Source organism: Pseudomonas sp. WS 5071 (assembly GCF_012985765.1).
Lineage (GTDB): Bacteria > Pseudomonadota > Gammaproteobacteria > Pseudomonadales > Pseudomonadaceae > Aquipseudomonas > Aquipseudomonas lundensis_A.
In genome coordinates this window covers 1-24835 of the sequence record NZ_JAAQWY010000010.1, presented here as the reverse complement: position 1 = coordinate 24835, position 24835 = coordinate 1, and the positions used below count along the sequence as shown (strand labels likewise).

Genomic DNA, 24835 nt, shown 5'->3' with positions numbered 1-24835 from the left:
AGTAACGGGCCCGAGAGATTACAGATTCTGCAGCGCGGCGACTACTGCATCGCCCATTTCCTGTGTACCGACCTTGGTACACCCCGCCGACCAGATATCACCCGTACGCAAACCTTGATCCAGAACCAGGCTTACGGCCCGCTCGATGGCGTCGGCCGCCGCCTGCTGATTGAAGCTGTAACGCAACATCATCGAGACGGACAAAATCGTGGCCAGCGGGTTGGCAATGCCCTGCCCCGCGATGTCCGGCGCAGAGCCGTGGCACGGCTCGTACATACCCTTGTTGTTGGCATCCAGGGAGGCCGAAGGCAGCATGCCGATGGAACCGGTGAGCATCGATGCCTCGTCGGAAAGGATGTCGCCGAACAGGTTATCGGTGACGATCACGTCGAACTGCTTGGGCGCGCGCACCAGTTGCATCGCGGCATTGTCGACGTACATGTGGCTCAATTCGACGTCCGGGTAATCCTTGGCCACGTGCTCAACGACTTCGCGCCACAGCTGGCTGGACGCCAGTACGTTGGCCTTATCGACCGAACACAGTTTTTTGCCACGCACACGGGCCATGTCGAAACCGACTCGCGCAATGCGGCGAATTTCGCTTTCGCTGTAGGGCAGCGTGTCGTAAGCCTGACGCTCGCCATTTTCAAGTTCGCGGGTGCCACGTGGCGCGCCAAAATAAATGCCACCGGTCAATTCACGGACGATCAGGATGTCGAGGCCCGCAACGATTTCCGGCTTGAGGCTCGACGCGTCTGCCAGTTGCGGATAAAGGATCGCAGGACGCAAGTTGCCAAACAGGCCCAATTGCGCACGGATTTTCAGCAACCCGCGCTCAGGACGAATATCGCGCTCAATGGTGTCCCATTTCGGACCACCCACCGCACCCAACAGTACAGCGTCCGCCGCGCGGGCGCGGTCCAGGGTTTCATCGGCCAGCGGCACACCATGTTTGTCAATGGCCGCGCCGCCGATCGCGTCATGGGTCAGCTCAAAGCCGAGCTGAAACTTGTCGTTGGCCAACTCCAGCACCTTGACCGCCTGAGCCATGATTTCTGGACCAATGCCGTCACCTGGAAGAATCAGAATCTGCTTGCTCATGGGTTCCTCTTTCTTGTCTGTCGATGCCCCCGCAGGCGCATCTGGAAAATATTATCGTGTGGCCGTGTTTACTTTTCACACCACAGCACCAGCACATCGGTACTGAACGAGCCGTCGCTTTCAATTTCGAAATACTCACGCACCTCGGCGCCCATGGACTGTTGCAACACGCTAATGGCATGCCTGAGGGTGTCCGGCGTGCGCATGCGGGCAATCCAGGAGCCGAACTCTAATCGCAAACGCTGACGCTGCGTACTGCGCGTGTGCAGCCCCGCCTGGCTGATCTGCTCAAGCCACTCACCGGCAGCGTAATCGCGCACATGGCTGGTGTCGCGCAACACTTCAACCGTTTGCAAATACGTGTCAAGCAGAGGGCTGCCCGGCGACATCACGTCAATGAATGCAGCGACACCGCCGGGTTTGAGTACCCGCCGCACTTCTCGCAAGGCCTGACCGAGGTCGCTCCAGTGATGGGCCGAATAACGGCTCAGCACGTAATCGAACTCGCCGTCGGCAAAGGGCAAGCGTTCAGCGGCACCACACACGGTGCGGATATTCGGCAAATCGCGCTCAAGAGCAGCGCGGCTCACCACATCTAGCATCTGCTGCGACAGGTCGTAAGCGACCACCTCCCCGACCAGCGCCGCAACATGAAAACTGACGTGTCCGGCCCCGCAACCAAGGTCCAGCACCCGCGCAGCAGGTTTGCCAGTCAACTCAGCCTGCAGCAGCGAAAACTCGGCGCCCTGGGCGTGAACAGCGCTGTTCAGGTAGGCCGACGCTTGCTCACCGAACTGTTTCTGTACAACTTGACTGTGCTGAGCGGTGCGGGTCATAGGAGCATCCTTCAGGTCATGGGCCTGAAGTCGCCGCCAAAGGCGGCGACTTCAAACAGTGAGTCAGTCGCGAAACAGCCACGGCTGGCTGGCGCGATGCGTGCTCTCAAACGCAGCAATGGCATCGCCATCCTGCAAGGTCAAACCGATGTCATCCAGGCCGTTGAGCAGGCAGTGCTTGCGGAATGCATCGATTTCAAAACTCAGTACCTTGCCGTCCGGGCGGGTCACCGTCTGCGCCTCAAGGTCGATCTTGAGCTGATAACCCGGCGTTGCTTCAACCTGAGCAAACAGTTCGTCAACCTCGGCGTCGCTCAGGATGATGGGCAACAAGCCGTTCTTGAAGCTGTTATTGAAGAAAATGTCGGCATAACTCGGCGCAATGATGCTACGAAAGCCATATTCTTCCAGCGCCCAGGGCGCGTGCTCACGGCTTGAGCCACAGCCAAAGTTTTCTCGCGCCAACAACACGCTCGCCCCCTGGTAGCGCTCGGCATTGAGCACGAAATCTTTGTTCAGCGGGCGCTTGGTGTTGTCCTGATACGGCTGGCCCACGTCCAGATAACGCCACTCATCAAACAGATTCGGGCCGAACCCCGTGCGCTTGATGGATTTCAAAAACTGCTTGGGAATGATCTGATCCGTGTCCACGTTGGCACGGTCCAGAGGCGCGACAAGACCGGTATGCTGGGTAAAAGCTTTCATGCTGCGCTCCTTAAATCAATTCGCGGACGTCGATGAAACGACCGTTTACCGCCGCGGCAGCGGCCATCGCCGGGCTCACCAGATGGGTGCGGCCACCAGCGCCCTGACGTCCTTCGAAGTTGCGGTTGGAGGTCGAAGCGCAATGCTCGCCCGACTCAAGGCGGTCAGGGTTCATCGCCAGACACATCGAGCACCCCGGCTCACGCCACTCAAAACCCGCCTCCAGGAAAATTTTATCGAGCCCTTCCGCTTCCGCTTGAGCCTTCACCAGGCCGGAGCCCGGCACGACAATCGCCTGCTTGATGGTCGAGGCCACCTTGCGGCCTTTGGCGATCACGGCTGCCGCACGCAAGTCTTCAATACGTGAGTTGGTGCACGAACCGATGAACACACGGTCCAGCTGGATATCCGTGATTGCCTGGTTGGCGTTCAACCCCATGTATTTCAACGCGCGCTCTATCGAACCGCGCTTGACCAGATCGGCTTCCTGCGCCGGATCGGGCACGTTCTGATCCACAGCCAACACCATTTCCGGCGAGGTGCCCCAGCTGACCTGCGGCTTGATCTGAGTCGCATCCAGCTCAACCACCGTGTCGAAGGCCGCGTCGGCATCAGACACCAATGCTTTCCAGGCTTCAACAGCCAGGTCCCACTCAGCGCCTTTGGGGGCGAACGGGCGGCCCTTGACGTATTCGACTGTCTTCTCATCGGCCGCCACCAGACCGACGCGGGCGCCCGCCTCAATGGCCATGTTGCAAATGGTCATACGGCCTTCAACGGACAAGTCGCGAATCGCGCTCCCGGCGAACTCAATGGCGTGGCCATTGCCACCGGCCGTGCCGATCTTGCCGATGACCGCAAGGACGATGTCCTTGGCCGTCACCCCAAATGGCAAGGGGCCTTCAACCCGCACCAACATGTTCTTCATCTTTTTGGCAACGAGGCACTGGGTGGCCAATACGTGCTCAACCTCGGACGTACCGATGCCATGCGCCAAGGCGCCGAACGCGCCATGGGTCGAGGTGTGCGAGTCGCCGCAGACCACGGTCATACCCGGCAATGTGGCGCCCTGCTCAGGGCCGATCACGTGAACGATGCCCTGACGCACGTCGTTCATCTTGAATTCGGTGATGCCGTACTCGTCGCAGTTGTCATCAAGGGTTTGCACTTGCAGACGGGAGACTTGATCGGCAATCGCTTCGATCCCGCCCTTGCGTTCCGGCGTGGTCGGTACGTTGTGGTCCGGGGTCGCGATATTGGCATCGATACGCCAAGGCTTGCGCCCTGCCAGACGCAAGCCTTCGAACGCTTGCGGCGAGGTCACTTCATGAATGATGTGACGGTCGATATAGATCAGCGCCGAACCGTCGTCGCGCTGCTTTACCAAATGCGAATCCCAGAGCTTGTCGTAGAGCGTTTTGCCGGCCATCACACGGTTCCTCATCAGCTACTTTCTGTGCCAATAACCACTTGGCTTGTGAGGCCGATCCTATGGCGTTAAAGTTAATAACTCAAATTCATAATTTTCATAGTTTGGATAACCAAAGGGAATTCGAAACATGGACCTCGCAAATCTCAATGCTTTTATTGCGATTGCAGAAACCGGCAGCTTTTCAGGTGCCGCCGAACGGTTGTTCCTGACCCAGCCGGCGATCAGCAAGCGCATTGCCAGCATTGAGCAACAACTCAAGCTCAGGCTGTTCGACCGACTGGGCCGCGAAGTCAGCCTGACCGAAGCCGGGCGTGCCCTCCTGCCTCGCGCCTATCAGATTCTTAACGTGCTGGACGACACCCGGCGCGCGCTGAACAACCTCAACGGAGAAGTCAGCGGCCGCCTGACTCTGGCTACCAGCCACCATATTGGCCTACACCGTTTGCCGCCCCTTCTGCGTGAATTCACCCGCACTTACCCCAAGGTCGCGCTGGATATTCAGTTTCTCGATTCAGAAGTGGCCTACGAAGAAATCCTGCATGGCCGCGCCGAACTGGCGGTTATTACGCTCGCGCCCGAACCGCATTCACTGATCCGCGCTGTACCGGTCTGGGATGACCCACTGGATTTTGTGGTTGCGCCTGAGCACTCGCTCACCAACAAGGGGCCGATTAGCCTGGCAGATATCGCGCACCACCCGGCGGTGTTTCCAGGCGGTAACACCTTTACCCACCACATCGTGCAGCGCCTGTTCGAGGCGCAAGGGTTGACCCCCAATATCGCCATGAGCACCAACTACCTGGAAACCATCAAAATGATGGTGTCCATCGGGTTGGCCTGGAGCGTATTGCCGCGCACCATGCTCGACGAACAAGTGGCATCTATCCGCTTGCCGGGCATACAGCTGACACGCCAGCTAGGCTATATCGTACATACCGAACGAACATTGTCGAATGCCGCACACGCCTTCATGACACTGCTGGATGGCCAGGTCGATACGCGGCACACTGCGCCGCACGCCTGAGCGCACTGTGGTTTTCTCTGTTCAAGGATTGCAGCCAATGCCAACACCCGCTGACCCTTTGCACCTACTTTGCGCCTTGACAGACAGCGACCCCTCAGCCGTGGAGCAAAGCTGGCACCAGACGCCACAATTGCTGTCTGCCTTAAAGGCGGCACGCATGAGCGCCTGGTGCTGGGACATGGAAAGCGGCGATATCCGTTGGTCCGAGGGCTCCCAGGCGCTGTTCGGATTGCCTGCCCGGCATGCCTTGCCGAGCCATCTCGATCAGCTCTCGGCGCTGCCCTTCGACGATTGGCCCAAGGCGCAACGTGTGTTTGATGCCGTGCTAAAAGGCGCCCCGTTGGAGCGCAGCACGCACCACCGGATCCGTTGGCCGGACGGAACATTGCACTGGCTGGAGATACGCGGCAGCCTGGTCTCAAAACCCGGGGCCAGGCCACGCATGATGGGCGTCCTGCACGAAGTGACGCAGCAGCGTCAGCGCCAGCAGGCCCTAAACAGTTCTGAAGAACGTTTCGCAACCCTGTTTCACCTGTCCCCGAACATGGTGCTGCTGGTGCGTATCGAGGACGGGCGAATCAGCGAAGCCAACCACTGTTTTGAAAGCTTGCTGGGCTGGCCGGTGACACACGCCATCGGCCGCACCACGCTGGAGTTGGGGCTATGGCCCGACCCGCAGCAACGCAGCACGTTCATCCAAGCCATTCGCAATCAACACCCGCCGGTGGCGATGGAAGTGCAGCTGCGCGGCCGAAATGGCCAGTTGCACGACGGGATCCTCAGCGCACAAAGGGTCGAGCTTGAGAACGAGGAATACCTGGTCAGCACCTTTCTCGACACGAGCGAGCGCAAAAAAACCGAGCTAGCCCTAAAAGACAGTCAGGAACGTCTGGATTTGGCGCTGGATTCGGCGCAGCTGGGTACCTGGGACTGGCACATACCCAGTGGCCAGCTCTATGGCTCGGCCCGTGCCGCACAGTTGCACGGGCTGGAAGCCGTGGCGTTCAATGAATCATTTGATGCGTTTTTCGAGGGTGTTCCGGCGCAAGAACGCAACAACATGCGCAATGCCTACCGCTCACTGCGCGAAGGCCCTGCCGGCAATTATCAATTAACCTACCGCGTGCAGCTCGAAAGTGGCGCCTCGCGCTACCTGGAAAGCCGCGCACGCCTGTACCGTGGCGATGACGGCCAACCCTTGCGCATGGCCGGAACATTGCTCGACATCACTGAGCAAGTGGAGCGCGAACAACGCCTGGTCGCCTCTGAAGAAAAATCTGCCAGCGTGTTTCAAACCAGTCCCGACCCGATTTGCGTCATGCAGGCCGACAGCGGGCAAGTGATGGAAATCAATGCCAGTTTCAGCCAAACCTTTGGCTGGGACATGGACGATTTGCGTGCCAACGGTGATAACCGGGCGCAGCACTTGCAACCCTTATTGAGCGCCTTGCAGGCACCGGCGCAAAACAACCTGACCCTTACCCTGTGGCATAAAAATACCGAAGCCCTCACTTGCGTGCTGACCAGTCGTCACATTGAAGTGGATGGCCAGACGTGCATTGTCGCCACCTTGCGCGACATTACCCAGCAACAGCGCGCCGAGGCGGTGCTTAAAGCCAGCGAGGAGAAATTCGCCAAGGCTTTTCACGCCAGCCCCGACGCCATCACCATCAGCGACTACGCCACGGGCTGTTATCTGGAAGTCAACGACGGTTTCACGCGGCTGACCGGTTATACCAGCGCCGAAGTCATGGGCCGCAGCCCTTACGAACTGGGCATTTGGGGTGACAGCTCGCTGCGTCAGGCGCTACTGGACGAGCTGGAAGAAAAAGGCCGTATCAGCAACCGTGAAATTTTGGGGCGCTCACGCCGTGGCGATCTGCTCAACGTGGAAATTTCCATCGAGCGCATCACCCTGAACGACACGGCCTGCCTGCTGCTGATCGCCCGTGACATCAGTCAACTGAAAGCCGCACAGGCTCAGGTGCGTCATCTGGCCTATCATGACCCACTCACCAATCTGCCCAACCGGGCCTTGCTGATGGATCGCCTGACCCAGCAAAGCGCCTTGCTGTCACGGCATGACATGCGCGGTGCCCTGCTGTTCCTCGACCTTGACCACTTTAAACACATCAACGACTCACTGGGGCATCCGGTGGGCGATGCGGTGCTGAAAGTCATCACCGCCCGGCTTGAAGCCAGCGTGCGCGTCGAAGACACCGTGGCGCGACTGGGCGGCGACGAATTTGTGGTGCTGCTCAGCGGCCTTCACGGTTCGCTGGAGGAAGTCACCCGGCATGTGCGCGCCACGGCCGACACCCTGCGTGAATTGTTGGCCGAACCGATGTTTCTGGATGGTCAACGCCTGCAAGTCACTCCCAGCATCGGCATCGCGCTGATCCCCGATCACGGCTCCAAACCGGCAGACTTGTTCAAACGCGCCGACATTGCCCTGTACCGCGCCAAGGATTCGGGGCGCAACACCACGCAACTGTTCCACCCCGACATGCAGGCCGCCGCCAGCGAACGCATGCGCATAGAGAGTGATTTGCGCACCGCCCTGGCACGCAACGAATTCAGCCTGCACTATCAGCCGCAGGTCGATGCACGGACCAACCGCATTGTCGGCGCCGAAGCGCTGGTGCGTTGGCAACACCCGCAACTGGGGCCCCAGTCGCCGGGCGAGTTCATCAAAATCCTCGAAGACAGCGGATTGATTCTGGACGTGGGCACCTGGATTCTGGAGCAGGCCTGCCGTGATGCGGGTTCGCTGCTCAACGCAGGCCTGATCGATGCCAACGCTTTCCGCCTCTGCGTCAACATCAGCCCGCGTCAATTTCGCCAAAGCAACTTTGTCGAACGGGTAGAACGCAGCCTGCTGGCCCACAGCTTGCCCAGTACCCTGCTCAAGCTGGAAATCACCGAAGGTATCGTGATCCAGAACCTGGACGACACCATCGCCAAAATGCGTCAACTCACGGCCCTTGGCGTGAGTTTTGCGATGGACGATTTTGGCACCGGTTACTCTTCGCTGACGCACCTCAAGCGCCTGCCGGTCGACACGCTGAAAATTGACCAGTCATTCGTGCGCGATGCCATCAACGACCCTAATGACGCAGAGATTATCCGCGCCATTGTGGCGATGGCCCACAGCCTGAAACTCAACGTGGTAGCCGAAGGCGTCGAACGGCTGCAGCAATTGCAGTTTTTACAGAGCCTGGATTGCCACATCTATCAGGGGTATTTGCACAGCCGTCCGGTGCCTCTCAACGCGTTTTGCGCCCTGCTCAAGGCCTGAATCGTGCGGCGGCAGGGGTAACCACTACAGGTTGGGACTGACCCGTTGCCAAGCCAGGTTGGCGATTTTCATCGAGCCGTTGAAATTAACCGGCACGTTAGGCGCCAGGTACAGCATGTCACCTTCAATACGACACGTACGGACTTGACGTTGCCCACGCCAGTTAGGAAAGAAACTGACAAACATCTCGTGCTCCAGCAATCCGCGCGCTTCATCCACGTAGAAGGGGCCGCTGTAGGCAAAGTAGGTTTTACCCGCCTCCTTGTACTCATGCTCACTGGCCTCAAACGGATCATTGCTGGCCAGGTTAGTGCGTCCGGGCGGACAGAACTGGGCTGACATATACCCGTCAGGCGTATACATGATGATGCCTTCCGGGGTCGTGCCCATCGGGTGGGATTCAATGCCGGTGTAGGTATCGCGCTCCACAAAACTCACCAGTTTCCAGGCGCCAATCAGCGCATTTCGGTCTACGGTAGACATGGCATGCATTTCCTTTGCATAGGGATGGGAGAGCAAAGCCTGCAGGTCAAGCTTCACGAAACCGACAGCGTAGACGGCGATGCCGCAACGTCCATCTATATGCAATGCCACTTATCGAATTCCCCCTCAAACGGACTAGCCCGCAGCCAGTGGCGCTGTGAAATAATCCGGGCCCATCGATCAACAAGAACAATAAGGACGCTTCATGCACACCTCTGACATCTTTATTCTCAGCGCCCGACGCACCGCCATTGGCACCTTCGGTGGCGCGCTGAAAGACGTGCCCCTGTGCGACCTCGCCACCGTTGCCGTGACGGCTGCGCTGTCCAGCAGTCAGGTCGATCCCGAGCGCATGGGTCATGTGGTGATGGGTAATGTGATCCCTACCGAACCCCATGACGCCTACGTCGCGCGGGTTGCGGCGATGCGCGCAGGTATCCCGAAAGAGACGCCCGCCTACAACGTTAACCGCTTGTGCGGGTCGGGCTTGCAAGCCGTCATTGGTGCAGCCCATACGCTGATGCTCGGTGATGCCGAATTTGCCATCGGCGCCGGGGTCGAGTCCATGAGCCGCGGCCCGTATTTGCTGCCCGCTGCACGCTGGGGGGCACGCATGGGCAATGGCATGTTGCAAGACTACATGCTGGGGGTGCTGCACGACCCGTTTCAGGGCATGCACATGGGCGTCACTGCTGAAAACGTCGCTGAACGCAATGGCATCAGCCGCCAATTACAAGATGAATTGGCGCTTGCAGACCAACTGCGGGCGGCCCACGCCATCGCGCAGGGCTACTTCAAGGGACAGATAGCCCCGGTCGACATTCATGCCCGCACAGGCAGCACGCAGTTCAGTGTCGATGAGCATCCGCGCGCCACTTCGCTGGAACAATTGGCCAGCATGCGCCCTGCGTTCAAAAAAGATGGCACCGTCACCGCCGGTAACGCCTCGGGCCTCAACGATGGCGCCGCCGCGCTGGTGTTGGCCAGCGCTGGCGCCGTGACTTCGGGCAATCTCACGCCCATGGCGCGACTGGTGGCGTATGCCCACGCCGGGGTGGAGCCTGAACTGATGGGGCTCGGGCCAGTCCCCGCCACCCGGCTGGCCCTTAAACGCGCCGGGTTAACCATCAACGACATGGACGTGATCGAGGCCAATATCGCCTTCGCGGCTCAAGCCTGTGCCGTCATGCAAGAACTGGACATGGACCCGGCCAAGGTCAACCCCAATGGTTCGGGCATTGCGCTGGGTCACCCGGTGGGTGCAACCGGTGCGATCATTGCCACCAAGGCCATCCATGAGCTGCACCGCATTCAGGGTCGCTATGCATTGGCCACCATGTGCATCGGCGGTGGTCAGGGGATCGCCGTGATCTTTGAACGGGTTTGACGCCACCATGAAGGACGCTGACGCATGAACGTTAGCGTCCAGCGTGCTTACTTGCTGGCCGTCAAGGTGGTGTAGCTGGTAATCAGGTTGCGGTAGTCCGGGATGTGATTGGAGAACAGCGCGCCCAACCCCTCCACGTCGTTACGCCAGTCCCGGTGCAGCTCGCAGGCCAGGCCAAACCAGGTCATCAACTGCGCGCCGGAGGCGGACATGCGATCCCAGGCCGAGTGACGGGTGATTTCGTTGAACGTACCGGACGCGTCCGTGACCACGAACACCTCATAACCTTCAGCCAGGGCTGACAGTGCCGGAAATGCGACGCACACTTCGGTCACAACGCCAGCAATGATCAGCTGTTTTTTGCCCGTGGCCTTGACTGCCTTGACGAAGTCTTCGTTGTCCCAGGCGTTGATCTGCCCCGGGCGGGCAATGTAGGGCGCATCGGGGAACTGTGCCTTAAGCTCCGGCACCAGCGGGCCGTTGGGGCCTGTTTCAAAACTGGTGGTCAGAATGGTTGGCAACTTGAAGTACGTGGCCAGATCCGCCAGGGCCAGCACGTTGTTCTTGAACTTGTCCGGGTCGATGTCTCTGACCAACGACAGCAGGCCGGCCTGATGATCCACCAACAAAACGGCGGCATTATCCTTGTCCAAACGCTTGTAAGAAGTTGTCACAGGGTATTCCTCTGATGAGTGAATCAAGAACCGGGACCATGACCCTTCATGGCCCGGACGTGCGGCTTCACGCGTTACGACACTGAGGTCAGGCGGGCATGCGACCAAAACGGCCCGATTGAAAATCCACAAACGCCTGCTGAATCTCGGCCTCGCTGTTCATCACAAAGGGACCATGGCCCACGATCGGCTCATCAATGGGCTCGCCGCTCAGGATCAGGAACACCGCATCCTGATCGGCAGCGACATGCACGTGAGTGCCGTCGCGTTCAAACAACGCCAACTGGCCTTCACGCACCTCCTCCTGGCCATTGAGCTGCACCGCACCTTGCAGCACCACCAGTGCCGTGTTGTGGCCGTCGTGCAGATCAAAAGTAGCCGACTTGCCCGCTTGCAACCGAATATCCCACACCTGAATGTCGGTAAAGGTGTGCGCCGGACCGCGGTGCCCTCCGAACTCACCGGCGATCAGACGCAGGTGTCCGGCATTGTCCTTGAGGGCCACATCCGGGATGTCCCGGTCCAGGATGCCCTGATAACCCGGTGCAGCCATCTTGTCTTTGGCGGGCAGGTTGACCCACAACTGGACCATTTCCAGGGTGCCGCCACGGCGGGCGAATGCCTGGGAATGGAACTCTTCATGCAGGATTCCGGACGCCGCCGTCATCCATTGCACATCACCGGGGCCGATCACACCGCCGTTACCGGTGGAATCGCGGTGTTCGACTTCGCCCTTGTAAACGATGGTGACCGTTTCAAACCCGCGATGCGGGTGTTGCCCTACGCCACGCCGTTGGGTAGTGGGCGTGAACTCGGCGGGGCCTGCGTAATCCAGCAACAGGAATGGGCTGATGTGTTTGCCCATCTGATCGTAAGAAAACATCGTGCGGACCGGAAAACCGTCGCCTACCCAGTGACGACGCGGCGCTGTGTATAGGCCAAGAATCTGTTTCATCGTGTACCTCCCGTGATTCGTGGCAACAGCTTAGAGTCGATATGTTTTGCGCAATAGACTGCGTTTTTGAGCCTTAGCGTTCTATTGGGAGGACGATGGGGCGCGGGCGTGCCCATGCACACACCCAGCACGCGGAGGGTTCAACTCGAAGAACGACTGGCGGGGCGGCTGATACAGCGTAGTAGTCATCGCTGCATCCCTGCCTAAATTACGTGTCATGCCCCTCGTTCTCTCCAGATAGCAAAGGCCGCGCGCCTGCCCCTTGACGGCGGATTTCTACTGAGATGGCAATGACTCAATCACGTTCTAAAACAGCCCTGTTGATCGGTCTTCCCCTGGCCTTGGCTGCCGCCATCGGTGGCGGTTTTCTGGTGTGGGACACGTTTTACAGAGGCAATCCGGGTTACCCGCTGGAAATCATCAAGCAAGCCGACGCGCTTCAGGACCGCATGTTGTCGTTTGACAGCCACATCACCGTGCCACTGGAATTCGGTACAGCGGGTAACGAAACCGACCAGGACGGTCCCGGTCAATTCGACCTGGCCAAGGCAGCCAAGGGCCGGTTATCCGGCGCAGCACTGACCGTGTTCGGCTGGCCGGAAATCTGGAACGGCCCTAACGCACCCCACCGCCCGACCGCAGGCTTCGTCGAGGCAGCGCGCAATGAGCAACAAGCGCGCTACCGGATCATCACCGGCATGGTCCGCGATTTCCCCAACCAAGTCGGCATCGCCTACACCCCGGATGACTTCCGACGCCTGCACGGCGAAGGAAAATTCGCAATTTTTATCAGCATGCTCAACGCCTACCCGTTGGGTAACGACATCAATCAACTGGACATGTGGGCCGCACGCGGCATGCGCATGTTCGGCTTCAGCTATGTGGGCAATAACGATTGGGCCGACTCGTCGCGTCCGCTGCCTTTCTTCAATGACACGCCCGATGCCCTCGACGGCCTGTCGGAAACCGGCAAGCAAGCGGTACGACGCCTGAACGATCTGGGTGTGATTATTGATGTGTCACAGATGTCGACCAAGGCGCTGGAGCAAGTCAGCCAACTCAGCCGCACGCCGATGGTGGCCTCGCATTCGGCCCCGCGAGCGCTGGTGGACATCCCGCGCAACCTCAGCGACAAAGAAATGCAGCTGATCAAGGACAGCGGCGGCGTGGTGCAAATTGTCGGCTTCCCCACCTACCTGCGCCCCTTGAGCAAGAGCAGTCAGGACAAACTCAACACCCTGCGCGGCCAGTTCGACTTGCCGCCATTGCACAGCCTGGAAATGGCCCTGATGCCGGGCGACGCGATTATCACCGTCTGGCCCGAGCAGCGCTTCGGTGAGTACGCGGCCGGGCTGTACGACATCCTCGAGGCGGAACCGAAAGCCACGCTCAAGGATTACGGCGATGCCATTGATTACGCCGTGAAGAAAATCGGTATCGACCACGTGGGCATCAGTTCTGACTTCAATGATGGCGGCGGACTCGATGGCTGGAAGGATGTCAGTGAGACCCGCAACGTCACGGCCGAGCTGTTGCAACGCGGCTACTCAGAAGCCGACATCGCCAAATTGTGGGGCGGCAATTTCCTGCGCGTGTGGGACACCGTGCAAAACGCCGCCAAACCCGTTTCTCCTCAATAAGTGAACGTGCTGACCATGTTGACGTTGAACCCGCTGTATCACCTCTCGCTGGCTGCCATGCTGTGCAGTCTGTCCGCTTTCGCCCACGCAAACGAACCTGCCAAACCGGGTACTGTATTCAAAGATTGCAAGGACTGCCCCGAAATGGTGGTGTTACCCACCGGCAGCTTCATGATGGGCACCCCGCTCGATGAAGTCGGCCGCGAGCCGGATGAAGGCCCGCTGCATAAAGTGACCTTCAGCAAGCCTCTGGCCATTAGCCGCTTTCAGATCACGGCCGCCGAGTTTGACGCCTACATCAGGGACACCGGGGTCACGATAGCCGACGGCGACGACCGGCCGGGACGCGCGTGCATTGCCAGCAAACCGCGCTACCCGCAGGGTCCGCGCCAACCGGCGGTGTGCATGGACTTTGACGATGTCAAACACTACGTCAGCTGGCTCTCGAAAAAGACAGGCAAACCCTATCGCATGGTCAGCGAAGCCACCCGCGAATATGCCGCCCGGGCAGGTTCGAGCGGCCCCTTCCCCTTCCCCATGGATGAAGGCAAGGAATACAGCATCGCCAAACATGCCAACACATATGGCCCGACCGATGGCTACAGCTACACCTCGCCCGTTGGCAGTTACCCGGCCAATGCGTTCGGCGTGTATGACATGCACGGTAACGTTTACGAGTGGCTCGAAGACTGCAAACACAACGACTACGTGGGCGCTCCCACTGACGGCAGCGCCTGGGTGACGGACAGCACCTGCGAACTGCGCCAGATTCGCGGCAACGACTGGGGCGAAGCGCCGGTATTCTCCCGCTCGGGCAACCGCAATGACATCTACCCGCAGACGCGGGGGGACTGGGTAGGTTTCCGGGTACAGCGCGCGCTTTAGCGTCTACACGAGGCTGCGCAAGAATTCGCAGCCTCGCCCCTCGACAGCGACAACCCCGGCGTGACGCCTGCTAAATCCCCGGCCTAATCACTCGTTCACAAAAGACTGTCCTTCCCGTGATTCAAGGAACTTTTGTTTATGAGCCAGCCCGCCACGCCACGCCCCACCCCCGGGGTTTTTCGAGAACTGCTCCACCTGCTCAAGCCGTTCCGGCTCATTGTCAGCCTGTCCGTCCTGCTCGGCATGGTGGGCGGCCTGAGCGTCACGGTGTTGTTGGCCACCATCAACAGTGCCTTGCACGCCGAGGGCGGCCTCACCCATCAGGTGGTTGCTCTGTTTGCCGGACTCTGCCTACTGGCGCTCATCAGCACCATTTGTTCAGACATCGGCAGCAACTATGTTGGCCAGCACATCATCGCCCGGCTGCGCAAAGAGTTGGGGGAAAAGGTCCTGTCAGCGCCCATCTCGCAGATCGAGCGCTATCGCAGCCATCGCCTGATTCCCGTCCTGACCCATGACGTCGACACCATCAGCGACTTCGCTTTTGCCTTCGCGCCACTGGCGATTTCCCTGACAGTAACACTGGGCTGCATGGGCTATCTGGCCATGCTCTCGTGGCCGATGTTCCTGATGATGCTGGTGGCCATCGTCATCGGCACGGTGATTCAGTACATCGCGCGCGGCCACGGCCTGAACGGTTTCAATGAAGCCCGCGAAGCCGAAGACGATTTGCAAAAGCACTACAACGCCATCGCAGAAGGCGCCAAGGAGCTGCGCATTCACCGTGCGCGCCGCCAACGCATGTTCGTCTCGGGCATCCAGCGCACCGCGCAGAAAATCTGTGACATACAAGTGCGTTCGATCAACACCTTCGTGATCGCCAAGAGCCTGGGTTCGATGTTGTTCTTTGTGGTCATTGGCCTGGCGCTCGCCATGCAGTCGTTATGGCCCAGCACCAACCCCGGCGTAATCAGCGGTTTTGTACTGGTGCTGCTGTACATGAAAGGCCCGCTGGAGCACATGATCAGCACCCTGCCAATCATCAGTCGCGCGCAAATTGCCTTGCGCCGCATTGCAGACCTCTCCGAGCAGTTCAATTCCCCCGAACCGCACCTGCTGCTCAGTGAACCTGCTGCACAGGACAACACCGTTAACTGCCTTGAACTGGTGGATGTGAGCTACAGCTTCGCGCCTGTAGACGGCAGCGCGCCGTTTCGTCTGGGGCCGGTCAACCTAAAGATCAATGCGGGCGACATTGTGTTCATCGTCGGTGAAAACGGGTGTGGCAAAACCACCCTGATCAAATTGTTGCTGGGCCTGTATGCCCCCCAACAGGGCGAAATCCGTCTCAACGGGCAAGCCGTGACGGCACACAGCCGCGACGATTATCGGCAGCTGTTTACGACGATTTTTGCCGATTACTACCTGTTCGACGACGTGGTGCAGGGCGACATGAACATCCCGCAGGATGCCGAGCAATACCTCAAGCGCCTCGAAATATCGCACAAGGTCAGCATCAATGGCGGGCAGTTCAGCACCACCGACCTGTCGACGGGCCAGCGCAAGCGCCTGGCGCTGGTGAACGCCTGGCTCGAAGAGCGCCCGGTCTTGGTGTTCGATGAATGGGCTGCCGATCAGGACCCGACCTTCCGCAGGATTTTCTATACCGAATTGCTGCCGGACCTGAAGCGGCTGGGCAAGACCATCATCGTCATTTCCCACGACGACCGTTATTTCGACGTCGCTGACCATCTGGTGCGCATGGACAGCGGTAAGGTCAGCACGGCGCTGGAACCCGCTTGAAGCCCCCTGCCCCATAAGCCTTTACGTGCCGCTACCGACTGGGGTTGGTGCCTGCCAAAAATTAATCGACCTTTTTTCAGGCACTTCTTTCCGGTTTATCAATCGAGCTGCGTCTAATAACTATTCCCATTAACAGACAATTACCCCCTCCTTCGGAGCTTCGGCACGTAATGCAACGACCAAACTTGAGACGGACCCCGCTTTCGATCGCTACCCAGCGCCAGACCGTTCGCCGCACGCTGTTGTCCAGTGCGTTGGTAGCCTCGGTGCTGCTGGGTTCATCCCTTGCTCAAGCGGCCCCGGTGGCCTTGAACATCCCGGCACAATCGCTGGCCAACGCGCTGAACGAACTGGGCAAGCAGGCCAACCTGCAGATCCTGTACAGCGCCGATCAGGTTCAAGGGATCAAATCGCATGCCGTGTCCGGCTCACTGGAACCGGTCAAAGCCCTGGAAACCCTGCTACAAGGCAGCGGCATGTCCTACCAGCTCAACGGTGATACCGTCATCCTCAGCACACCACAAGGCAAAGGGCTGGAGCTGGGGGCTACTACCATCTCCGGTCAAGGAATCGGCAATTCCCTGACCACCGAAGGCACAGGTTCCTACACTACGGGCGCCACCAGCAGTTCGACCAAACTACCGCTTTCGATTCGGGAAACGCCACAGACCGTGACGGTCGTCACCCGCCAGAACATGGATGACCAGGGCGCACAAAGCATTGGCGATGTGCTGCGCAACGCGCCGGGCATTTCGACCCAGGCGTATGACAGCGACCGCATGGAGTATTCGGCCCGCGGTTACGCCATCACCAACTTCCAGTACGACGGTGTTAACTCGATGTACGACGGCGTTTTCGACGAGGGCGCCACCAAAGTCGACATGGCCTTGTATGACCGCGTCGACATCGTCAAAGGCGCAACCGGCCTGTTGTCGGGCTCGGGCGAGCCTTCAGCCACCGTGAACCTGATCCGTAAGAAACCGACCCGTGAATTCAAGGCTTCGATCACCGGCAGCGCGGGATCGTGGGACAACTACCGCACTGAAGCCGATGTATCCGGACCGTTGAACGAAGACGGCAGCGTGCGCGGGCGCTTCGTCACCGCGTTGCAGGACGCTGATTCCTACATTGACCATTACTCAAAAAAGAATCAGGTGTTCTACGGCATCCTTGAAGCCGATATCACGCCGGACACGCTGTTTACCTTTGGCATGGACTACCAGAACATCAAGCCGCGCGGCTCATCCTGGACGGGTAATCCGTACTACTTCTCCAACTACACCAAGACCGATTTCAGCCGCTCGTTCAACCCGGCCACCGACTGGAGCCGTCGCGACGTGCAGGCGCGCACCACCTTTGCGTCGCTGGAACACCGGTTTGCCAATGACTGGAAAATCAAAGGCACCTTGAACCAGCAGGTCAACGATCACGACACCCAGTTGGGCTCGGCCAGTGGCGGCATGCCCAATCCGGTCACGGGCGAAGGCATGTTCTTCTATTGGGGCAAGTGGGAGGGTCATCGCGTCCAGAACACCTTCGATCTCAACGCCACCGGGCCGTTCAGCCTGTTCGGGCGCGAGCATGAGCTAGTCGTGGGCTATACCTCCCAAGAGTCACGCCAAACCGGCGCGACCTTTGACGGCAGCCTGATCGAAAATGTCCCGGGCAGTATTTTCGACTGGAAGGGCAAATACCCGAAGCCGGACTTCCCGAAAAACGGCAAGTACGAGACCAACCAAAACCAGAACAGCGCTTACATCGCCGCACGTTTTAAACCGACTGACGACCTGTCGTTGATCCTTGGCAGCCGTGTCAGCGATTTCCAGTACAACAGCACCTACAAATATTACGTACAAGCACCGCCCACCTTTGAGGACAACAAAACCACGTCCAAGCAGCATGGCCGTGTGACGCCTTACGCCAGTGCCGTGTATGACATCAACGACACCTATTCGGTCTACGCCAGCTACACCTCAATTTACAAACCGGTCACCAATAGAAGCGCTTCGGGCACCACCTTGGCGCCGACTGAGGGCAACAGCTACGAAATCGGCCTCAAAAGCGAATATTTCGATGGTCGGCTGAACGCCAGCATTGCCGCGTTCCGTACCGAGCAGAAGAAACTGCCGATCCAGATTGGCACCAACCCTAATACCAACGAAGGCATTTTTGAATCGCTCGACGGTGCGACCACCAAAGGGGTGGAGTTCGAACTGAGCGGTGAAATCATGCCGGACTGGAACATCAGCGCCGGTTACACCTACGCCCAGACCCGCTCGGACGACGGCGAGCGTGTGTACGGCTATCCGCTGGAAACCACCAAACCCGAAAACGTGGCCAAGCTGTTCACCACCTACCGCCTGCCGGGCCTGTTGAACAAAGTCACCGTCGGGGGCGGCGTGAACTGGCAAAGCCCGTTCTACGGCAAGATCTATAACGATGCCAAAGGCGACTACGACATCATCGAGCAGCACAGCTACGCCCTGGTCAACCTGATGACCCGTTACGAGTACAACGAGCACCTGACGTTCAACCTCAACGCCAACAACGTGTTCGACAAGAAGTACCTCACCGGTCTGGGCAACTTCAACACCACCTATTACGGTGAGCCGCGCAGCCTGATGCTGACCACCAAGTACACGTTCTAAGCGTTACCGGCAGCACCCAAAAAGCCCCGACACACCTGCGTCGGGGCTTTTGCATTCAGGGTTGCCACTGGGTTTTCTGATGGTCCAGTTTGCGGTCCAGAAAGCTGGCGGCGCTGATCAACGCCAGATGGGTCAGCGCCTGGGGCGTGTTGCCCAGATGCCTGGCATGGCAATCGAACTCTTCGGCATACAAGCCCAGGGGGTTGGCGTAACGCAGCAGCTGTTCGAACTCCAGGTGCGCCTTTTCTACCTGTCCGGCTCGCGCCAGACATTCCACGTACCAGAACGAACAGGCCGCAAACGCCCCTTCGGTGCCTTCAAGGCCGTCCATGCCCTCTTCCTCATTCAGGTAGCGGTACACCATGCCATCGCGCACCAACGTGCGTTCAATCGCCTGCAAGGTCGCCAACCAGCGCGGATCTGTGGCGCCGACAAAACGCACCAGCGGCATCAACAACATGGAACCGTCGAGCGCCGTGCCGCCTTTGTATTGCACGAAATGCCCGCGTTCTGGGTTCCAGAAGTTGTCCCAGATATCCGCGTGAATGGCCTGACGCGCAGCGTTCCAACGCTCAAAGGGGGCAGGCAGCGAACGCTTTGACGCCAGGCGGATGGCACGGTCCAGCGCCACCCAGCACATCAGCCGCGAATGCAGGAAGTGATGCTTCTCGCCGCGCATTTCCCAAATGCCCACATCTTTTTGATCCCAAACCTCACACACCTCATCAACAAGGCGAGTCACGTGCTGCCAGCCTTCATGGCTGATGGCCTCGCCGTATTTGTTGGTCAAATACACCGCATCCAGCAGCTCGCCATAGATGTCCAACTGCACTTGATCCACCGCGCCATTGCCCACGCGCACGGGGGTGGCGCCGCCGTGGCCGGCCAGGTGATCCAGCTCACGTTCCGGCAGTTCACGGCGACCGTCGATGCCATACATGATGTTGAGTTTGAGCGGCTGATCGCAGCAATCGCCAACACGACTGCGCAACCAACGCATGAAACTGTTGGCCTCTTCGACAAAACCGAGTCGGACAAAAGCGTAAACCGTGAAGGAAGCGTCGCGAATCCACGTGTAGCGGTAGTCCCAATTGCGTTCACCGCCGCGGGTTTCGGGCAGGCCAAAGGTGGCGGCCGCAATAATTGCCCCCTCTTTGCGCGAGGTCAGGAGTTTGAGCGCCAATGCCGAGCGATTGATCATTTCGCGCCAACGTCCGCGGTAAGTCGATTGCGCAAGCCACTGCCGCCAAAACTGCACCGTGTGCTGCAGCGCCAGCTCGCTGCTGCCCAGACGGACGCGCGGGTCTTGAGCTGCGCCGAGGATAAACTCCGCAGTCTGCCCCTGCTCCAGCATGAACGTACTGCACGCCGCCTGATGCTCAACGGTCAAAGGCTGGCTGGCAACCAGACGCAACGACGGTTGGCCAGACGCCTCAAAATACACATCCGCGCCTTGCGCCCGGGCTTGCGTGTCGGCCCGGGCGTAGTCATGACGCACCGCGCAGCGCGCGGTAAAGGCCGCCCGGCCACTGACCACCCGCACTCGACGCATCAGGACCGGCAACGCCTCAGCAGAATCACTGACGGGTAATAGATCCGTGACTTCCACCACCGCTTGCGCGCTCAGCCAGCGGGTTTGCAGAACATTGGTGTCAGGCAGGTAGATTTGTTCACGCCGGGCGTCCGGCATGTGCGGTGCCAACTGAAAGATGCCGGCCTCGGGGCTGTCGAGCAACGCGCAGAAGATTGAAGGACTGTCGAACTCCGGCCAGCAGAAAAAATCCACACTGCCTGTGTCATTCACCAACGCTGCGGTGCGCATGTCGCCGATGATGCCATGAGCTTCGATGTGACGTTGAGTTTCGGTATCGGGTTTAACCATTGCCGCGGAACTCCGGATAAAGGCTCATGCCGCCATCAATAAACAACGTGCTGCCCACCACGTAGTCGGACACATCGCTGGCCAGCCATACCACGGCGTTGGCCACATCTTCGGCCTCGCCCACGCGACCGTACGGGATCAACGTCAGAAGGGCCTGTTCCGCTTCACCTTCGGTGACATCACTGTTGATGGCCGTGCGGATCGCACCCGGCGCAATACTATTGATACGGATTTTCTGATGGCTGACTTCTTGCGCCAGGCTGCGCATCAACATGTCCAGCCCGCCTTTGGAGGTCGCGTAATTCACATGCCCGGCCCACGGAATCACCTGATGCACCGAACTCATGTGAATAATCTTGCCCGCCGCCCGCGACACCCCTTCACGAATGCCCTGACGGTTGAAGATGCGCAGCGCTGACCGTGCGCACAGAAACTGCCCCGTCAGGTTGACACCGATGACGGCGTTCCATTGCTCCAGGGTCATCTCGGCTGCCGGGGCATCCTGCTGAATGCCGGAATTGGCCAGCAGAATGTCCAGATACCCGAACGTCTCCAGTGTCCGCTCGAACAAACGCTCGACATCCGCCTCTTTCGACACATCCCCGCCAAGGGCAATCGCCCTGCCTCCGCCCGCATTGATCTCGGCCGCCAGCGCCTGTGCGGGTTGCGCCTGCGCGTTGTAATGCACCACCACCGCGGCACCGGCTGCCGCCAGCGCCCGGGCACTGGCCGCGCCAATCCCGGAACTGCCGCCCGTGACCAGCGCCACCTGTTGCGTGAGAGAAATTTGCATGAGTGTCAGCACCTGTTTGTGAGTGGGCTTTGAGTGCTGACTGGTACGGGACGGCAGGAGTTCCGTGGGACATCAGATCGCCTCACTCAATAGCCGGTGACTGCCTTGAAATTCAAACAATTGCTGAAAACATCAGGCTTGAACATCGACCTGGAGCTATCGATCCGCCACGATAACCAAGCGCTACGGCATGACCAGCCATGCTTCATGGCTCTACATTCCTTGTAGGGGCTGCCGTTTTATTTTGAAAGCCTTGGACGTGGTGGCGGGACGACCCATTGCCGGCCCTGTTTTGCACGCAATAACGCGGCCCGACGCGCCTGTTCCTTCATGGCTTGCTCGTCACACACCTTGCAGTGGTGGCCTGCCCAGTTGCCTTCAGCCATTTCATTCTCATCTTGACTCCAGACAACAAGTCGATCGGCCATCGAGCACGTGAAGTCAGGCCTGTGCGTATAGTCGAGCAGCATTCGGTTTGATGAATACCCCATTAAAAAAGCAGGCAGCAGGTCTTTCGGCAGATCACAAAACTGTACTACCGGCGCTTAAGTACGCTCTGTGTTTCGTTGCCTTGCTCCCCATGGGTATTGAGAGGAGCACTGTATTAGAGGCATTTCGGAGGTCTTGAAGGTATTTTCTGAAATTTGAAATCTGTATATCGCCGCGCAAGACAACGTTTGCGCCCCTTCCCGGCACAACAGCTGTTCCGTTTGAGGCCTTAATGCTGGCGCAGTCGCTTCGTATAGTGGCTTGCACCTGTACCCGTTAGGCCACTTACAAGAAGAAGGGGTTTACATGAATAGCCTGAACGCTTCACTGCACCACGTTGATCTGCTGGATGCCGAGCATGACGCTGAATATTTCGAGTACAGCAAGGCGGCGAATCCGATTAGCGCCGGGTTGATTTCGCGTATTCCTTATCAGAACTTTCCATCATCGCTGTACGACGCTGGCCCTAGCCGTCTTATCCCTTTAGACCTGAGTGATGCACTGGGCTGTGAAGGGCCCGCAACCGGGCCGGGGCTGCTGGCGAGTTTTATCCGGCTCAATGCCGGTGAACGCCTGACCTTGTCCCCGACTGCGACGTCGCAGGTGTTGTATGTCATCGCTGGACGCGGTGGGTTGGCGCAAGGCGATGTGGCGTTTGAATGGGAGAAAGGGTGTTTTATCGCTGTCCCGGGAATGGAGGCTGTCGAGCTGGATGCCAGCGAGGACGCACGTTTTTACTACGTCCACGATGAGCCGCTGTTGCGCTATCTGGGTGTTACCCCCACCCAACAGCAATTCAGCGCCACGCTGTACCCGGCCCATAAAGCCAACGCCAAACTGCGCGAAGCTGCCGATGACCCGAGGGCTCAGGACCGCAGCCGTATCAGCATCCTGCTGGGCAACCGGCATTTCCCCCAAACACGCACAGTGACCCACGTGTTGTGGGCGATGTACGGGATTTTGCCTGCTGGTTCTGTACAGAAACCCCACCGCCACCAATCCATTGCTCTGGACTTCATCATTGACTGCCCGTCAGGGTGTTACACCTTGGTAGGCACGGACATTGACGAGACCGGTCAGATCCGCAATCCGACCCGGGTCGACTGGGCACCGGGGCTGGCGTTTGTCACGCCGCCAGGCTACTGGCATGCGCATTTCAATGAGTCGGACAGTGAGGCGTTTCTGATTCCGATCCAGGACGCAGGTTTGCAAACCTACCTGCGGGCACTGGATATCCGCTTCAGTTGAACCTCACGGCTGCCAATACGCCGGACTGCCCACCCGCTCGACCATAAAGTCGATGAAACAGCGCACCTTGGAAGACACGGTGCGCTTGGGTGGGTACACCAGCCACAGCGATGCAGGCACGTGTGTGGCTTGCACTTGCCACTGCGGTAGCCATTGCACCAAGGCCCCGGACGCCAGTTTCCGGGCCACCAGCCAGTCCGGCAAACACGCCACGCCGAGCCCTTGCTCCACCGCGAGCAATTGCGCGTCCAGGTCATTGATCCGCAAAGGCCCCGCCACGGGCACGCGTTCGACCGCGTGGGTATGCCCGAAAGCCGGCACAAAAAAAACCTCCTCCGGCAGGTTGCCATTGAGCAACACCGCGCTCACTTCCTGGGGCATTGCCGGGGCCGGGTGTTGCTGTGCATAGGCCGCACTGACACACACCAATGTCCGCTCGCTGGCCAGTTTGCGCGCCTTTAGGCTTGAGTCGGGCAAGACGCCAATACGCACGGCCAGATCGACACCGGCATTGATCAGGCTTACGTGGTGATCGTCCAGTGTCAGTTCCAGCCGGACCTCGGGGTGTCGCGACATGAATTCGCCAAGTAACGGCAGAATGTGCTGACGGGCGAATGCGGGGGGAACATTCAGTTTCAACAGGCCGCGCGGGTGCTGATTAAGCGAAGACGTTGCCTGTTTGGCGTGATCCAGCGCGTCGAGTACGCACACCGCATGTTGCAGGAATGTCTCTCCGCCTTCGGTCAGGCGCAAGGTGCGGGTGGAACGATTGAACAAGGCAATGCCCAGATCCTGCTCAAGGTCCTTGATATACCGCGAAACCGTCGAGGCTTTGATCGACAGTTTTTCGGCTGCCCGGGAAAAATTATTGGCCTGTGCTGCTTCGACAAAAGCACTCAGCGCTGCGAAATAGTCCATGACGGGCCTGCGCAAGGGGAAAGTCGCCAAAGGCTATCAGATTCACCTATTCCAGCGTGTAGGCCGCCAGGAGATTTCAGGTTGACCCTTCATGCCTTCGACTATATGGTGTGCCAACAAGCAAACAGAAACACTACATGATGTGTTTTTTCATTTAGCCCACACTATTTGACAACCACAGCTCGTGGCCGAAATCCGCCTCCCCAAAAGGAAACCCCTATGTTGAATTGGGACAGTTCTGATACCGAAGACCTTGGCACACCTGCGGTGCAACCCGTTTCCACCGCGCTGGATGCACTCAATAGCGTTGGCGATCAGGAGGCTATGAAGGCACGTCAGGTCACAGCCGACGATACGCCTGCCATCATCCGCGCCAAGTCCGCCCTGAACACGCTGGATGTGGCTGAAGGTCTGGCCGAGCTCGAAGGCGCCAGCGCCCGTGTCGCCGTTGATGAAAAGATGATGATCAACTGCCGTGCCGACCTTAACCAGCTCGTGCCGTTCAAATACGACTGGGCCTGGCAGAAGTACCTCGACGGCTGCGCAAACCACTGGATGCCGCAAGAAGTCAACATGACCGCCGACATCGCCCTCTGGAAAAACCCGGAAGGCCTGACTGACGACGAACGCCGCA

The 24835-nt window shown here is 59.0% G+C and carries 19 protein-coding genes; 9 read left to right on the top strand and 10 right to left on the bottom strand.

The annotated features are described in order from the left end of the window. Positions 1-18 precede the first annotated feature (18 nt). From leuB to leuC, 4 genes are all read right to left on the bottom strand, one after another. The gene (gene leuB, locus HBN61_RS08275; protein WP_170046480.1) at positions 19-1101 is read right to left on the bottom strand and encodes a 3-isopropylmalate dehydrogenase; all 1083 of its coding nucleotides are present in this window, start codon (positions 1099-1101) and stop codon (positions 19-21) included. Positions 1102-1169: 68 nt separating this feature from the next. Next, positions 1170-1937: a class I SAM-dependent methyltransferase gene (locus HBN61_RS08270; protein WP_170046479.1), complete on the bottom strand. Its 768-nt coding sequence runs from the start codon at positions 1935-1937 to the stop codon at positions 1170-1172. 63 nt (positions 1938-2000) lie between these two features. Further along, on the bottom strand, positions 2001-2642 hold the full coding sequence (gene leuD, locus HBN61_RS08265) for a 3-isopropylmalate dehydratase small subunit (RefSeq protein WP_170046478.1): 642 nt from the start codon (positions 2640-2642) through the stop codon (positions 2001-2003). A 10-nt stretch (positions 2643-2652) separates the two neighbouring features. Then, positions 2653-4071 (bottom strand): 3-isopropylmalate dehydratase large subunit, encoded by a 1419-nt coding sequence (gene leuC, locus HBN61_RS08260; protein WP_094994910.1) that lies wholly within the window; start codon positions 4069-4071, stop codon positions 2653-2655. A gap of 130 nt (positions 4072-4201) precedes the next feature. Here leuC and HBN61_RS08255 point away from each other — a divergent pair, with 130 nt between their 5' ends. Further along, a complete protein-coding gene (locus tag HBN61_RS08255) occupies positions 4202-5098 on the top strand; it encodes a LysR family transcriptional regulator (protein ID WP_170046477.1) in 897 nt (298 codons plus the stop codon). 37 nt (positions 5099-5135) lie between these two features. Then, the gene (locus HBN61_RS08250; protein ID WP_170046476.1) at positions 5136-8396 is read left to right on the top strand and encodes an EAL domain-containing protein; all 3261 of its coding nucleotides are present in this window, start codon (positions 5136-5138) and stop codon (positions 8394-8396) included. Between the two features lie 24 nt (positions 8397-8420). Here the strand turns inward: HBN61_RS08250 and HBN61_RS08245 are convergent, their stop codons facing one another. Further along, entirely contained in the window at positions 8421-8879 is a 459-nt protein-coding gene (locus HBN61_RS08245; protein WP_170046475.1) for a lipocalin-like domain-containing protein, read from the bottom strand. Between the two features lie 205 nt (positions 8880-9084). Here HBN61_RS08245 and HBN61_RS08240 point away from each other — a divergent pair, with 205 nt between their 5' ends. Next, positions 9085-10266, top strand: coding sequence for an acetyl-CoA C-acyltransferase family protein (locus HBN61_RS08240; RefSeq protein WP_169964709.1), 1182 nt, complete (start codon positions 9085-9087; stop codon positions 10264-10266). A gap of 47 nt (positions 10267-10313) precedes the next feature. Here the strand turns inward: HBN61_RS08240 and ycaC are convergent, their stop codons facing one another. Together ycaC and HBN61_RS08230 are read right to left on the bottom strand one after the other, a co-directional pair. Further along, on the bottom strand, positions 10314-10940 hold the full coding sequence (gene ycaC / locus HBN61_RS08235) for an isochorismate family cysteine hydrolase YcaC (protein ID WP_094994905.1): 627 nt from the start codon (positions 10938-10940) through the stop codon (positions 10314-10316). An 88-nt stretch (positions 10941-11028) separates the two neighbouring features. Continuing rightward, complete coding sequence (locus HBN61_RS08230; protein ID WP_094994904.1) at positions 11029-11895, bottom strand: pirin family protein; 867 nt, start codon at positions 11893-11895, stop codon at positions 11029-11031. Positions 11896-12185: 290 nt separating this feature from the next. On the opposite strand from HBN61_RS08230, the gene pvdM reads away from it, so the two are divergent. The 4 genes from pvdM (at position 12186) to HBN61_RS08210 (ending at position 18871) form a co-directional block, all read left to right on the top strand. Beyond that, a complete protein-coding gene (pvdM, locus tag HBN61_RS08225; RefSeq protein WP_170046474.1) occupies positions 12186-13535 on the top strand; it encodes a pyoverdine-tailoring dipeptidase-like protein PvdM in 1350 nt (449 codons plus the stop codon). A 15-nt stretch (positions 13536-13550) separates the two neighbouring features. Then, positions 13551-14420, top strand: coding sequence for a dihydropyoverdine dehydrogenase (gene pvdO, locus HBN61_RS08220; protein WP_170046473.1), 870 nt, complete (start codon positions 13551-13553; stop codon positions 14418-14420). A gap of 138 nt (positions 14421-14558) precedes the next feature. Continuing rightward, positions 14559-16223 (top strand): cyclic peptide export ABC transporter, encoded by a 1665-nt coding sequence (locus tag HBN61_RS08215; RefSeq protein ID WP_169964705.1) that lies wholly within the window; start codon positions 14559-14561, stop codon positions 16221-16223. Between the two features lie 170 nt (positions 16224-16393). After that, the gene (locus HBN61_RS08210) at positions 16394-18871 is read left to right on the top strand and encodes a TonB-dependent siderophore receptor (protein ID WP_170046472.1); all 2478 of its coding nucleotides are present in this window, start codon (positions 16394-16396) and stop codon (positions 18869-18871) included. Positions 18872-18926: 55 nt separating this feature from the next. On the opposite strand, the gene HBN61_RS08205 is transcribed toward HBN61_RS08210, so the two are convergent. Further along, positions 18927-20753: a glycoside hydrolase family 15 protein gene (locus tag HBN61_RS08205; RefSeq protein WP_170046471.1), complete on the bottom strand. Its 1827-nt coding sequence runs from the start codon at positions 20751-20753 to the stop codon at positions 18927-18929. Further along, on the bottom strand, positions 20746-21546 hold the full coding sequence (locus tag HBN61_RS08200; protein WP_170046470.1) for an SDR family oxidoreductase: 801 nt from the start codon (positions 21544-21546) through the stop codon (positions 20746-20748). The genes HBN61_RS08205 and HBN61_RS08200 overlap by 8 nt, the downstream gene beginning before the upstream one ends. 795 nt (positions 21547-22341) lie before the next feature. On the opposite strand from HBN61_RS08200, the gene HBN61_RS08195 reads away from it, so the two are divergent. Further along, positions 22342-23283, top strand: coding sequence for a cupin domain-containing protein (locus HBN61_RS08195; RefSeq protein WP_094994897.1), 942 nt, complete (start codon positions 22342-22344; stop codon positions 23281-23283). A gap of 3 nt (positions 23284-23286) precedes the next feature. On the opposite strand, the gene HBN61_RS08190 is transcribed toward HBN61_RS08195, so the two are convergent. Beyond that, complete coding sequence (locus HBN61_RS08190; RefSeq protein ID WP_169964697.1) at positions 23287-24201, bottom strand: LysR family transcriptional regulator; 915 nt, start codon at positions 24199-24201, stop codon at positions 23287-23289. 324 nt (positions 24202-24525) lie between these two features. On the opposite strand from HBN61_RS08190, the gene HBN61_RS08185 reads away from it, so the two are divergent. Continuing rightward, positions 24526-24835, top strand: a 310-nt coding sequence (locus HBN61_RS08185) for a ribonucleotide-diphosphate reductase subunit beta (protein WP_524539065.1), incomplete at its 3' end; no start/stop codon positions are given.

Excerpts from the sequence above, each read along its gene's own strand:
- leuB (WP_170046480.1), bottom strand. The coding sequence starts at position 1,101 with ATGAGCAAGCAGATTCTGATTCTTCCAGGTGACGGCATTGGTCCAGAA.
- HBN61_RS08270 (WP_170046479.1), bottom strand. The coding sequence starts at position 1,937 with ATGACCCGCACCGCTCAGCACAGTCAAGTTGTACAGAAACAGTTCGGT.
- leuD (WP_170046478.1), bottom strand. The coding sequence starts at position 2,642 with ATGAAAGCTTTTACCCAGCATACCGGTCTTGTCGCGCCTCTGGACCGT.
- leuC (WP_094994910.1), bottom strand. The coding sequence starts at position 4,071 with ATGGCCGGCAAAACGCTCTACGACAAGCTCTGGGATTCGCATTTGGTA.
- HBN61_RS08255 (WP_170046477.1), top strand. The coding sequence starts at position 4,202 with ATGGACCTCGCAAATCTCAATGCTTTTATTGCGATTGCAGAAACCGGC.
- HBN61_RS08250 (WP_170046476.1), top strand. The coding sequence starts at position 5,136 with ATGCCAACACCCGCTGACCCTTTGCACCTACTTTGCGCCTTGACAGAC.
- HBN61_RS08245 (WP_170046475.1), bottom strand. The coding sequence starts at position 8,879 with ATGTCTACCGTAGACCGAAATGCGCTGATTGGCGCCTGGAAACTGGTG.
- HBN61_RS08240 (WP_169964709.1), top strand. The coding sequence starts at position 9,085 with ATGCACACCTCTGACATCTTTATTCTCAGCGCCCGACGCACCGCCATT.
- HBN61_RS08230 (WP_094994904.1), bottom strand. The coding sequence starts at position 11,895 with ATGAAACAGATTCTTGGCCTATACACAGCGCCGCGTCGTCACTGGGTA.
- pvdM (WP_170046474.1), top strand. The coding sequence starts at position 12,186 with ATGACTCAATCACGTTCTAAAACAGCCCTGTTGATCGGTCTTCCCCTG.
- pvdO (WP_170046473.1), top strand. The coding sequence starts at position 13,551 with ATGTTGACGTTGAACCCGCTGTATCACCTCTCGCTGGCTGCCATGCTG.
- HBN61_RS08215 (WP_169964705.1), top strand. The coding sequence starts at position 14,559 with ATGAGCCAGCCCGCCACGCCACGCCCCACCCCCGGGGTTTTTCGAGAA.
- HBN61_RS08210 (WP_170046472.1), top strand. The coding sequence starts at position 16,394 with ATGCAACGACCAAACTTGAGACGGACCCCGCTTTCGATCGCTACCCAG.
- HBN61_RS08205 (WP_170046471.1), bottom strand. The coding sequence starts at position 20,753 with ATGGTTAAACCCGATACCGAAACTCAACGTCACATCGAAGCTCATGGC.
- HBN61_RS08200 (WP_170046470.1), bottom strand. The coding sequence starts at position 21,546 with ATGCAAATTTCTCTCACGCAACAGGTGGCGCTGGTCACGGGCGGCAGT.
- HBN61_RS08195 (WP_094994897.1), top strand. The coding sequence starts at position 22,342 with ATGAATAGCCTGAACGCTTCACTGCACCACGTTGATCTGCTGGATGCC.
- HBN61_RS08190 (WP_169964697.1), bottom strand. The coding sequence starts at position 24,201 with ATGGACTATTTCGCAGCGCTGAGTGCTTTTGTCGAAGCAGCACAGGCC.